The following is an 11,344-nucleotide window of genomic DNA, read 5'->3' as shown; positions in this document are numbered from 1 at the left end:
AGATCGAGGTGGTCGAACTGACTGGCCCTGAACTGGTCACCACGGCCCGGATCGGCGCGCAGCGGCTGACGGCTTGCTTGCCGCCGCGAGCCCAGCTCGCCAAGGGCGAAAAGCGCAACCTCACCTTCGACGAGGCCGCGCTTCGCTTGTTCGACCCCTCGACAGGCAAGGCCTTGCCGGCGATTTGAAATCACAGCGTCGTCCTGCACCCGCGCAGGCAGGCCTATTTGGCGATCTCGAGAAGTGACGATACCAAGAGTTGGCGCTCGTCCTTCGACAGCACGTCGGAATCGAACAGGTTCATGCTGCGCAGTCCTTCGATGGCGAGATAGCAGACCAGCAGCGATCTGAGGTCCGGCGCCTCGCCCTTCAGGCGCTCGAAAAGCTGCCGCTTGAATGTCTTTATCGGCGTCATGAAATCGGGATCCTCGGCGATCGCCGAAAAAATCCAGGATGCCGACGGCTGCTTTTCCTCGCAATCCTCGGCTGACAGTCTGATATAGACGGCGAGGGGATTTTTGCCGTTGTCGTTGCTGTTCGCGGTTTCCAGCGCTTGCTCGAAATCGCGCAGATAGTCTTCGACGAGGCCCTGCATCAATTTGGCCTTGGTCGGGAAATTGTAGAGCAGCCCCCCCTTCGACACGCCGGCGCGGCTGGCGACGGCATCGAGCGACAGGCTACCGGGCCCGGATTCCCGGGCAACATCAGCCGCCGCGGCGAGAATCTTCTCGCGCGAGTTCGGTCTTTGGGCTCTCATGGTGCCTCCCATCGCAAGCTTAGGCCCAATTGACAAGACCGTCCAGACGGTACAGTAAGACCGCCACCATTTGAAATCGGGACCCGCGGTCGGTATGTGTCCCGATGTCCGTGCTTCGCGCCGGATTTTCGACTGAGGGGACTTCCTTGTTCAAGCGCATACTCCGTGTCTTTATCATTATTGTGGTTCTTGCCGTGCTCGTCATTGTGGTCGGCGGCATCGTCGGCTTCAACTTCCTGCGCGACAACGGCATCAAGCAGTATTTCGCCACCATGAAGCCGCCGGCGGCGACCGTGTCGACGACCATCGTCAAGCCGTCGAGCTGGACGCCGGGCGTCGAGGCGATCGGTACGGTGCGGGCCGTGCGCGGTGTCGACCTGACCGTCGAGACCGCCGGCATCGTCAAGCAAATCCCTTTCCATGCCAACCAGAAGGTGGCGGCCAATGCGGTGCTGCTGCAACTCGACGACGCCGTCGAGCGCGCCGATCTTGATGCGCAGAAGGCGCAGGCGGCGCTCGATCAGACCACGCTGACCCGCGCCATCGAACTGACAAAGCGTGGTGTCGGCTCCGACTCGACGCTGGACACCGCGCGTGCGGCGGCGTCCGCTTCGGCATCCCAGGTCACCAGGCTGCAGGCCGTGCTCGACCAGAAGCAGCTTACCGCGCCTTTCAACGGCACCGTCGGCATCCCGAAGATCGATCTCGGCCAGTACCTGTCACCTGGCACCTCGGTGGTGACGCTCCAGGATCTCGACACGATGCGGGTCGACTTTTCAGTGCCCGAACAGCAACTGCCGCTGCTCAAGATCGGCCAGACCGTTCGGCTCGGCCTTGGTGGCGACGACAAGCCATTTGCCGGCGCCATTCGGGGCATCGACCCCAAGATCGACCCCTCCAGCCGGCTGGTGAACATCCGGGCGGAAGTCGCCAATCCCGAAGGGAAGTTGACCCCAGGCCAGTTCGTGCAGGTGCGCGTCGAACTGCCCGCGGAGCAGAACGTGCTCTCCCTGCCGCAGACGGCGCTGACCACCAGCCTCTATGGCGACTACATATTCGTGGTGCAACCGGCGAAACCCGCCGGGGCGCCCCCGGCGCAGCCGGCCAAGCCGGGCGAAAAGCCAGCCGCTGCGGCCACCGACAAGCAGGCGGACACCAAGCCTGCGGACGCAATGAAGCCGGCGGCCGATGCCACCAAGCCGGCGGACGCCAAGCCCGCGGACAAGGCCGCTTCCGATGCCGCCAAGCCAGCAGCGGCCGATCCGGCCAAGCCGGCGGCCGAAGGTGAGAAGCCCACGCTGGTGCTGTCGCAGGTCTTCGTCAAGCCCGGCCGCCGCAATCAAGGCATGGTCGAGATCGTCGAAGGGCTCAAGGCCGGCGACGAGGTCGTCACCGCGGGTCAGAACCGCCTCTTCAACGGCATGACCGTCAACGTCGACAACACCATCGACCCGACCAAATCGGCAAACAAGCAGGCCGACCAGCAATGAGCTTTTCCGATCTCTTCATCCGCCGGCCGGTCCTTTCGACCGTCCTTGCCTGCATGATCCTGCTGCTCGGTTTCCAGGGCATCTTCAACCTGTCTATCCGGCAGTATCCGAAGGTCGACGAAACCGCGATCACCATCACGACGGCCTATCCGGGCGCCAGCGCCGACCTGATCCAGGGCTTCATTTCAGCCCCGATCGCGCGCGCCGTCGCCTCGACCGAGAACATTGACTACGTCACCTCGTCCAGCCGGCCGTCCTCCAGCACCGTGACGGTGCAGATGAAGCTCGGTTCCAATCCCGACGTGGCGCTGACCGAAGTGCTGTCCAAGGTCCAGGGCGTGCGCGGCACCTTGCCGGACGCCTCCAAGGACCCGGTCATCGTCAAGGGTACGGGTCAGCAGTTCGCGATGATGTACATCTCGATGCAGAATCCGAACATGACCAAGGAGCAGCTGACGGAGTATATCGAGCGCGTCATCAGGCCCCGCATGTCGACGGTCGAAGGCGTCGCCGACGTGCAGATCTTCGGCGCCCAGGAATATTCGATGCGCGTCTGGATCGACCCGGTCAGGCTTGCAGCGCGCGGCGTGACGGCGGCAGAAGTGCTGACGGCGATCAACAATTCCAACTTCCTGTCGGCGCCCGGCAACACCCAGAACGAATATGTCGTCTCGTCGATCACCGTGCGCTCGACGCTGCAGACACCGCAGGCCTTCGCCGAGTTGCCATTGCGCTCGACCGACGGCAATGTCGTGCGCCTGCGCGACGTGGCCCGTGTCGAACTCGGCGCCGAGAACACCGACACCAGGGTCTCCTTCAACGGCAAGCCCGGGACCTTCCTCGCCATCTTCCCGACCCCGGCAGCCAATCCGCTGACCACCGCGGCAGCGCTCACCAAGCTCGTCCCGCAGATCCAGGAGACGCTGCCCAAAGGCATGACGATCGAGGTCGTCTACGACGCGACCGGACAGATCAGCGCCTCGATCGAAGAAGTGTTCAAGACCATCGGCGAGGCGGTCGCCATCGTCGTCGTCGTCATCCTCCTGTTCCTCGGTTCGTTCCGCTCGGTGATGATGCCGATCATCACCATTCCGCTGTCGTTGATCGGCGTCTGCTTCCTTTTGTTCGCGGTGGGCTATTCGATCAACCTTCTGTCGCTGCTGGCCATGGTGCTGGCGATCGGCCTTGTCGTCGACGACGCCATCGTGGTGGTGGAAAACATCCATCGCCACATGGAAGAAGACCACATGCCGCCCATGCAGGCGGCCTTCAGCGGCATGCGTGAGATCGCGTCGGCCATCGTCGCCATGACGATGACGCTGGCCGCCGTGTTCGCGCCGCTGGCCTTCACCGGCGGCCTGACCGGCGCCCTGTTCCGCGAATTCGCGGTGACGCTCGCCGGATCAGTGGTGCTGTCTGGCGTCATTGCCATCACCATCACGCCGATGATGTCGGCGCGTCTCCTGAAGCCCGGCAATGCCGGCCGTTTCCAGCGTATCGTCGACGGCACCTTCTCGCGCGTCGAGCACGTCTATGAGCGCGCCGTCACCGGCTCTTTGAACTATCGCCCGCTGACGCTGCTCATCGTGCTGGCGCTTGTCGGCGTGACCGGCTTCATGTTCACCAAAACCTCGACGGAACTGGCGCCGGAAGAAGACCAGGGCTTCCTGCTCTCGCTGGTGACGGGGCCGCGCTATGCGACCTCCAATTACACCGAAACCTACGTCAACCAGATCCTGGGCCTGGTCAAGGATATTCCCGAAACCCGGGCGCAGTTCTCGGCCGTCGCGTTCGGCGGCACGACCAACAGCGCCTTCGTCGGTTTTGCCTTCAAGGATTGGGCGGAGCGGAAGCGCAATTCGAAGGAGCTGCAGGCCGACATCACGGCTCGTATTGCCAAGGTGGCGGGTGTCCAGGCGTTTGTCTTCGCACCGCCGACGCTGCCGGGCTCCGGCGGCGGCTTGCCGATATCCATGGTGGTGCGCTCGACCGGGGATTCCGCTCAGGTCTACGAGGAAGCCGAGAAGATCAAGAACAAGGCGCAGGCGTCGGGCCGCTTCATCGTCGTGCAGAATTCGATGGCCTATGACGCACCGCAGGTGACGGTGACCATCGACCGCGACCGCGCGGCCGCGCTCAACCTGCCGATCGCCGATATCGGCCGGACGCTGACGCTGCTGGTCGGCGGCGCCGAAGTGGCGCAGTTCGACCGCGACTCCAACAGCTATGACATCATCCCGCAGGTGCCGCAGGAATTCCGCGACAACCCCGAAAAGCTCGGCGAGTACTTCGTGCGCAGTGTGACGGGCGAGATGGTGCCGCTATCAGCCGTGGTGAAGATTTCGAACAATGCGTCGCCAGCGGCAATCGAGCAGTTCAACCAGCTGAATTCATCGACGATCTCGGCGCTGCCGCTGCCCGGCGTTACCACCGGCGATGGTTTGAAAGTCCTCGAGGACATTGCCAGGGAGAGCCTGCCCGACACCTTCTTCATCGACTATTCCGGCCAATCCCGGCAGGAGAAGGAACAGGGCAACACGATCCTGATCGCTTTCGGTGCGGCCGTCATCGTCATCTACCTGGTGCTGGCGGCGCAGTTTGAAAGCTTCCGCGATCCGCTGATCATCATGATGGCGGTGCCATTGTCGATCTTCGGCGCGATCGTGCCGCTCAATCTGGGCCTCGGCACGCTCAACATCTATACGCAGGTCGGCCTGATCACGCTGATCGGCCTGATCACCAAGCACGGCATTCTGCTGGTCGAATTCGCCAACCAGCAGCGCGAACTGCATGGCATGAGGCGGCGTGACGCCATCATCGCCTCGGCCAAGGTGCGCCTGCGGCCGATCCTGATGACGACGGCCGCGATGGCGCTGGGCGTGGTGCCGCTGATCGTTTCCAGCGGCGCCGGCGCCGCGGCCCGCTATTCGATGGGCCTGGTCATCTTCACCGGCATCCTGGTCGGCACCATGTTCACGCTGTTCGTCGTGCCTATGTTCTACACGTTCATCGCCAGCAAGGACCTGCCGCATCTGGCGGAAAAGCCGGATCCAAAGCTGATGCCGGCGCTGCCGAGCTGAGGCACAAGGCGCAAGAAACAAAAAGAGGCCGGGATTTCTCCGGCCTCTTTTTTGGGGGTCGCTCCAGCAACTCCGGCACATGGCCGAATGCGGCAATCTGCCTGCTACTTGACGATGACGATGCTGGTGTTGGCCGGGCCGAAGGTCTCGACGAGCTGGTAGAAATCGGCGGCATTGTCCGGGTGCAGCCGCACGCAGCCATGCGAGGCCGGCTGGCCGAGGCGCTTGATGGCATAGGTGGCGTGAACCGCATAGCCGCCGCTGAAAAAGACCGAATGCGGCATCGGCGCGTTGTCGTACTTTTTCGAATACCACATCTCATGCATGCGCGTCGGCTTGAACGAACCGGTCGGCGTGACATGCGCCCTGTCGCCGGTGGAAACCTTCCAGGCGAAAGTCGGCCGGCCGTCGACCGAGACTTCCATGACTTGCTGCGACAGCGAAACGCGCGCCACGATGCTGTTGGCGGCATGGGCGGCGTTGGCGCCGAATAGAAGCGCGCTGCCCACGAGCGCCGCGAAGGTGATGTTGATGAGCTTTGCGGAAATAGTGGTGTGCATGATGTCCCCTCTCTGCCGGCCCGGCCGGCTCCAATTCGATGAGCGGCTTATCCCTGCGGCATGTTTCGGAGAGATTTCGCGAAATGCTCGTTTGTGTTTCGAAACTGTTTCCTCTGGTTAACAGGCCAAACCCCGCATTCTCGGCACTGCCCGCCCCCAAACGCGGGATCAAGAATGAAGTACATAGGTATTCATCCCGAAACGAAAGTTCGAACGATCCATATGAAAGAGATCAGGTCGATTTCGAAACCAAACTGCAACAAATCGCGGATTTTGGCGGCATGATGCGGATACGGACCGGAGGCAAAAGTTGACGTAACGAAAGCAGACGGCAACGACCATGGGAACGAAAACGAACACGCGGTCCTGGCTCTTCAGGATCAGCATCGCGGCGGCGGCCATCGGCGGCATCGGCACCATTGCCGGCGGCCCCGTGGCAAAGCTGGCGACGATGAGTTCGAGTGAGATTTCGACCCTGCACGTCGCCCTGTTTTGCGCCACGGTCTGGATCGTTTCCAGCCTGCGCATCGCCCGGTTGAAGGCCCTCTGGCGGGTTGGCCTTCGGCTGCTGGCATTGCGCGGCCCCTCCGGCAACTTGCTGCCGAGAGGACCGAAGGCCCGCGCCGCGACGGGGGGCTCCGTGGGCGGCGCGGGCACTTCGGGAGTTTCCTGAAGCGACCCGCGATACAGTCATCTTTTTGGGGAATTCCGATATGAAAACAAAATTCGCGGCTTCGGTGCTTTCCGCACTGCTCTATGCGCAGGGCCTGCTCGGCTTTGCCGCTCTCGCCAGTGTGCTCTTCAAGGAGCGCGCTCATGCAAGCGAGTTCGCCGCCGGCGGCGACATGGCCTCGGGCCCGTCATTGCTGGTGGTGCGCTGAACCTCGCGGGCATCGGCGCGGAAATGGAAAGTCCGATGCTCATCCGGGGAGCCAGCTGGAAAAGCCAGCCGTCAGTCGGCGAACTGCCGTGGCGGATCGAACCTGTAGCCGGCGCCGCGTATGGTGGTGATGGTCTCGGTGTCGAGCTTGCGGCGCAGCCGCACGATACGCGAGTCGATCGAGCGATCGAAAGCGTCGGCATTCTCGGCCGGTGCGGCGGCGATAATGTCGTCACGCGTCAGCACCTTGCGCGGGCTCGCCAGGAACAGCCTGAGCAGCGCCACCTGGCCGGGCGAGAGCTGCTCCTGCGTACCGGAGCGATGCATGACGATCGCCGATCTCAGATCGACGGTCGCGTTCTCCAGCACGATCAGTTCCTGGGTGCCCCTGCCGCGCCGCGAAAGCAGGCCGCCGACACGCGCGGCGAGTTCCCTGACATTGAGCGGACTTTCGACGACGTCGGCGGCGCCAAGCTCGAGCGCCAGCACCTTGTCGAGGAGATCGGCCGGCCGGCATATCAGGATGAAATCCGGTCCATGCTCGCCGCCCCCACTTTGGCCGCCATAACGCCTGAGCAGATCTCGCCCTTCCGCCTGGCTAACGCTGTCCCCGACGACGACGACATCGATGCCTCTGCCCGCCAGCAGCGATTCCGCCTCCCAGGGCTGCCGCGCCTGGCGCACGTCATGGCCGCGCCGCTCAAGATGGTCGGCAAGCTCGGTCGCCACGACGTCGGCAACGGAAACAAGCGCGATGACGGCTCGTGCGGCCATGTTTTCCAACCGTTCCCTGGCAACCGGATATGAGTACTGGACATCATGTTTATACCCAATCTACTTTCCACTGAAAGTGGGAGCGAGAGCATCGTGCGGGCAAGAATTGTCATCGTCGAGGACGAGCCCGACCTGAGGGACGCGGTCGCCGAATATCTCGGCGCCGCCGGCTATGATGTGGCGACCGCGGAAACCGCGGCCGCCGCGCGCAGCCTGATCGAGACACAGCCCTTCCATCTGGCCATCCTCGACATCGCCATGCCGGGCGAGGATGGCCTGTCGCTCGGCCGCTGGCTGCGCTCGAAAATGCCCATCGGCATCATCTATGCGACCGCCGCGGGCACCGCGCTCGACCGCATCGTCGGGCTGGAACTCGGCGCCGACGACTATATCGTCAAGCCATATGAACTGCGCGAAGTGCTGGCCAGGGTGCGCAGCGTGCTGCGCCGTGTCCCGCAGCCGACGGAGCCGCAGGACAGGAAAGCCAGGACCGACCGCCGTTCCGTGGCTTTCGGCCCCTTCCAGGCGGATCTCGACGGCAGGCTGGTCACCGGCGCCAATGGTACGGTGATCGACATGGCCAAGAGCGAGTTCGACGTGCTGGAGGTTTTCCTGACCCGAGCCAACCGGCTGCTGACCAGGACCGCGATCTCCGAGGCGATCGGCTTCACCGAGGATCCGGAATCATCGCGCGCCGTCGACATCCGCATCATGCGGCTGCGCAAGAAGATCGAGACTGATCCGGCCAACCCGAAATTCCTGCGCACGGTGCGCGGCGAAGGTTATATCTTCTCGCTGCCGACCGGCGACGGCAACTGAGCGTCAGACCCACAGGGTTTCCGCTCCGCAGCCGTTGCCAGCCGATCGAAGTAACGTGACTCTGGAATGACGGCTGACAATGACGGGCGAGACGGCAAGCACGGATATGCAGGGTTTCAGGCAAGGCGCGGCGATGGCGGCCGTGCGTGTCGTGCGCCGGCTGCGCGAGGCCGGCGACTGGCAGCGCGAAATGGACGGCATACTGGAAACGCTGTGCCACGCCATGGAGTGCCAGCGCGGTATCCTGTTCCGCCTGCGCGAATTGCCCGGCCAAGGTTTCGCCCAGTCGGTCGCCGCCTACTGGATCGACCCTGATTTCGGCGGCGAACTGGCTTCGCCGACCGTCATCATGCAGTCGATCGTCAATTCGGATCCGCTGTTGGAGCGGCTGGCCGAGGATGAGCGGCAGGGGAAGGTCTTCGCCGGGCACACGCGCGATCTCGAAGGGTTCCTGAGAGCCGATTTCGAAAAGCAGAACATCAAGTCCTTCCTGTCGGTATCCGTCTTCGCACACGGCCATCTGTGGGGCACGCTCGCCGTCAATGATTGCGTCGAGGAGCGTGAATGGACCGACGAGGAAGAGGCGACGCTGCACATCGTCGCGCTCGCCATCGGCGACGCCATAGAACACTCCCCCTCCGACGCCCATGCCAGCGAAGTGATCCGCCGCACCATGCTGCAGGCCTCGCTCGATGCCATCATCGTCATCGACGAGGCCGGATCGATCATCGAATTCAATCCGGCTGCGGAAAAGATGTTCGGCTTCCAGCGCAGCGATATCCTTGGCAAGGACCTGCTCGATACCGTCGTTCCGGAATACTACCGCAAGGGTTATGCCTCGGGCGCCGACTACATGTCCGGCCGCGGCGCGCCGATGGTCGGCCAGCGGCTCGAGACGGTGACGCAGAATGCCGCCGGCGAGGTCTTCCCGATCGAGCTGACGGCGACCGAGATGCGGGTCGCCGACCGCCGGCTTATCTTCGGCTCCATCCGCGACCTGCGCGAGAGGCTGCGCGCCGAGGAGGAGATCAACCGGCAGCGCGAGAAGCTGCACCAGAACGAGAAGATGGCGGCGATGGGCTCGCTGCTCGCGGGCGTTTCGCACGAGCTCAACAACCCGCTGGCGGTGGTGGTCGCGCAATCGACGCTGCTGCATGAATTCGCCTCGGACCCGCAGACCAAGGTCCGTGCCGAAAAAGTGCGCGCCGCAGCCGAGCGCTGCGGGCGCATCGTCAAGAGCTTCCTGTCGATGGTCCGCCTCCATCCGGCGGCGCAGACCGAGACCGATCTTAACCAGGTGATCCGCGCCGCTCTCGAGGTGACCGCCTACGGGGCGCGCTCGAGCGGCATCATCATCGATACCGATTTCGCGCCGGGTCCCCTGCTGGCCATGGCCGACGCCGACCACGTGACGCAGGTGGCGGCCAATTTCCTCATCAACAGCCAGCATGCTCTGGCTGGCATTGCCGGCGACCGGCTAATCAAGGTACGGAGCTTCCGCAGCGACCGGGGCAATCCGGGCTTCTCGGTCGAGGACAACGGACCCGGCATTCCCGAGGCCATCCGTTCGCGCATTTTCGAATCCTATTTCACCACCAAGCCGGTCGGCGTCGGCACCGGTATCGGCCTGTCGATTTCGAAGTCCATCATCGAGCGGCACAATGGCAATGTCTGGTTCGAGGAAGTGCAGCCGAGAGGCGCGCGTTTCGTCGTCCAGTTGCCGGCTATCTCGGCGGGCATCGCTGCCGCTGGCGAAAGCCAGCCACGATCGAGCGGCCTGCGCCACGCCTTGATCATCGATGACGAACCCGACGTCGCCGGTTCCTTGTCCGACATTCTCGAATTGATGGGCATCAAGTCGCGGATCGCGCCGGTCTGGGAATCGGGCGCCGCCACCTTGAGCGGCCACATGCCGCCGGACATCGTCTTTTCGGATCTGCGCATGCCCGGCACATCAGGCATTTCGATCTACCGCGAACTACTTGCCGAGCGGCCCGACCTGGCGCGGCGCTTCGTGCTGGTCACCGGCGACCTCATAGGCGCAAAGGCGGAAATCGAAGCCTTGCCGGCGCAGCAGCGGCCACAGATCCTCGAAAAACCGTTCAGCACGCTGGATGTGCGCAGCGTGCTTTCGACCATCGCCGAGCAGGCCGTGTCGAAAGCATAAAAAAGAGGCCCCCGGCCGACATCGCGGCGGGAGCCGAAGGGAGCGCTGGAGGACGCTCGGGGAGATCAGGGCATGATCCCCAAACGGGAACCGGTTTTCGGGATCATGCCAGGCAAATCCAGAGACAGAAATCAGAAGATGTTGGGCGTGCTGGTCAGCGGCGCGGCGTTGGCGATCATGCGGATCGCGCGGGCCTTGTGCGTTCCGGACTGCTCGGCAATGGCGCGCAGGCAATCCACGCTCTCGGCGCCCCAAGCCTGCCCCTTGCAGGCGAAATCGATCGCGGGCGTCGGCAGGCGGGCGGTCGTGGTCGTGGTCGGCGCACCTTCGACGATGTTGGCGGGCGGATTCAACGAAGCGAAGGCTGGGCCGACCGTCGGCGTGAACGCCATGCCGGCGAAGGCGCAAGCAGCCAGCGCCATGAACATTGCCATCGGGTGGTCGCTGGCACGCTGGCGAAGCGCCAGCTTCGGGCGGCGGTCAGCGCGCTCCGGAGCCTGAAAGCGGTTGCTGCTGGTGATCTGGACTTTCGCATTCATCATCATCCCCTTCGTTGATTTTCTTTTTGCGATAAAGCGAATTTAATCGCGCCTTGTAACGACGGAAAGGTGACGAGAGCCCGGCAATGTAACCGGATTGAAACGTTAATACGGGCAGAGACGGTCAAAATCGGTCATCGACTATTTTGATCCGGGATAGCGGGTTGCCCAGCGTGCCCCGCTGGTGGCCGACGCGAACGGCAGGGCTTTTTCTTGCTCCCGGAATACCTTGTCGGAGGGCGCGATTTGCAGCGTGACCGGCAACGGGTGGAGGTTAT

Annotated in this window: 10 protein-coding genes and 1 pseudogene; 7 read left to right on the top strand and 4 right to left on the bottom strand. The window is 63.4% G+C overall.

The window, feature by feature from the left end:
- Positions 1-188, top strand: a pseudogene (locus tag FJ941_RS24985) (TOBE domain-containing protein); the annotation flags it as partial.
- Between the two features lie 35 nt (positions 189-223).
- Here the strand turns inward: FJ941_RS24985 and FJ941_RS24980 are convergent.
- On the bottom strand, positions 224-757 hold the full coding sequence (locus FJ941_RS24980) for a TetR/AcrR family transcriptional regulator (RefSeq protein ID WP_140509808.1): 534 nt from the start codon (positions 755-757) through the stop codon (positions 224-226).
- Between the two features lie 146 nt (positions 758-903).
- Here FJ941_RS24980 and FJ941_RS24975 point away from each other — a divergent pair, with 146 nt between their 5' ends.
- Both FJ941_RS24975 and FJ941_RS24970 read left to right on the top strand, forming a co-directional pair.
- Positions 904-2,247 carry an efflux RND transporter periplasmic adaptor subunit gene (locus tag FJ941_RS24975; RefSeq protein WP_140509806.1) on the top strand — a complete coding sequence of 448 codons (1,344 nt, stop codon included), beginning with the start codon at positions 904-906 and terminating at the stop codon, positions 2,245-2,247.
- Positions 2,244-5,327 carry an efflux RND transporter permease subunit gene (locus tag FJ941_RS24970; protein ID WP_140509805.1) on the top strand — a complete coding sequence of 1,028 codons (3,084 nt, stop codon included), beginning with the start codon at positions 2,244-2,246 and terminating at the stop codon, positions 5,325-5,327. The genes FJ941_RS24975 and FJ941_RS24970 overlap by 4 nt, the downstream gene beginning before the upstream one ends.
- Positions 5,328-5,431: 104 nt before the next feature.
- Here the strand turns inward: FJ941_RS24970 and FJ941_RS24965 are convergent, their stop codons facing one another.
- Complete coding sequence (locus FJ941_RS24965; RefSeq protein WP_140509803.1) at positions 5,432-5,887, bottom strand: L,D-transpeptidase; 456 nt, start codon at positions 5,885-5,887, stop codon at positions 5,432-5,434.
- A gap of 340 nt (positions 5,888-6,227) precedes the next feature.
- Here FJ941_RS24965 and FJ941_RS24960 point away from each other — a divergent pair, with 340 nt between their 5' ends.
- The gene (locus tag FJ941_RS24960; RefSeq protein ID WP_140509801.1) at positions 6,228-6,560 is read left to right on the top strand and encodes a hypothetical protein; all 333 of its coding nucleotides are present in this window, start codon (positions 6,228-6,230) and stop codon (positions 6,558-6,560) included.
- A 40-nt stretch (positions 6,561-6,600) separates the two neighbouring features.
- The gene (locus tag FJ941_RS24955) at positions 6,601-6,768 is read left to right on the top strand and encodes a hypothetical protein (protein WP_140509800.1); all 168 of its coding nucleotides are present in this window, start codon (positions 6,601-6,603) and stop codon (positions 6,766-6,768) included.
- Between the two features lie 71 nt (positions 6,769-6,839).
- Here the strand turns inward: FJ941_RS24955 and FJ941_RS24950 are convergent, their stop codons facing one another.
- Entirely contained in the window at positions 6,840-7,541 is a 702-nt protein-coding gene (locus FJ941_RS24950) for a response regulator transcription factor (protein WP_140509798.1), read from the bottom strand.
- A 45-nt stretch (positions 7,542-7,586) separates the two neighbouring features.
- Between FJ941_RS24950 and FJ941_RS24945 the strand changes: the two genes are divergently transcribed.
- Both FJ941_RS24945 and FJ941_RS24940 read left to right on the top strand, forming a co-directional pair.
- Entirely contained in the window at positions 7,587-8,360 is a 774-nt protein-coding gene (locus FJ941_RS24945) for a response regulator transcription factor (RefSeq protein WP_181165926.1), read from the top strand.
- 79 nt (positions 8,361-8,439) lie between these two features.
- Complete coding sequence (locus tag FJ941_RS24940; protein ID WP_181165927.1) at positions 8,440-10,527, top strand: PAS domain S-box protein; 2,088 nt, start codon at positions 8,440-8,442, stop codon at positions 10,525-10,527.
- A 131-nt stretch (positions 10,528-10,658) separates the two neighbouring features.
- Here FJ941_RS24940 and FJ941_RS24935 read toward each other — a convergent pair whose 3' ends face one another.
- Positions 10,659-11,066: a hypothetical protein gene (locus FJ941_RS24935; protein ID WP_140509795.1), complete on the bottom strand. Its 408-nt coding sequence runs from the start codon at positions 11,064-11,066 to the stop codon at positions 10,659-10,661.
- Positions 11,067-11,344 lie beyond the last annotated feature (278 nt).

Origin of the sequence: Mesorhizobium sp. B2-3-13, from assembly GCF_006442195.1 — a bacterium.
Taxonomy (GTDB): Bacteria; Pseudomonadota; Alphaproteobacteria; order Rhizobiales; family Rhizobiaceae; genus Mesorhizobium; species Mesorhizobium salmacidum.
Note: the sequence above shows the minus strand (reverse complement) of the source record. Positions and strands in the feature narration are given on the sequence as shown.

What these genes read in the sequence shown, in the direction of transcription:
- FJ941_RS24980 (WP_140509808.1), bottom strand. Translation starts at nt 757, where the DNA reads ATGAGAGCCCAAAGACCGAACTCGCGCGAGAAGATTCTCGCCGCGGCG.
- FJ941_RS24970 (WP_140509805.1), top strand. Translation starts at nt 2,244, where the DNA reads ATGAGCTTTTCCGATCTCTTCATCCGCCGGCCGGTCCTTTCGACCGTC.
- FJ941_RS24965 (WP_140509803.1), bottom strand. Translation starts at nt 5,887, where the DNA reads ATGCACACCACTATTTCCGCAAAGCTCATCAACATCACCTTCGCGGCG.
- FJ941_RS24960 (WP_140509801.1), top strand. Translation starts at nt 6,228, where the DNA reads ATGGGAACGAAAACGAACACGCGGTCCTGGCTCTTCAGGATCAGCATC.
- FJ941_RS24955 (WP_140509800.1), top strand. Translation starts at nt 6,601, where the DNA reads ATGAAAACAAAATTCGCGGCTTCGGTGCTTTCCGCACTGCTCTATGCG.
- FJ941_RS24950 (WP_140509798.1), bottom strand. Translation starts at nt 7,541, where the DNA reads ATGGCCGCACGAGCCGTCATCGCGCTTGTTTCCGTTGCCGACGTCGTG.
- FJ941_RS24945 (WP_181165926.1), top strand. Translation starts at nt 7,587, where the DNA reads ATGTTTATACCCAATCTACTTTCCACTGAAAGTGGGAGCGAGAGCATC.
- FJ941_RS24940 (WP_181165927.1), top strand. Translation starts at nt 8,440, where the DNA reads ATGACGGGCGAGACGGCAAGCACGGATATGCAGGGTTTCAGGCAAGGC.
- FJ941_RS24935 (WP_140509795.1), bottom strand. Translation starts at nt 11,066, where the DNA reads ATGAATGCGAAAGTCCAGATCACCAGCAGCAACCGCTTTCAGGCTCCG.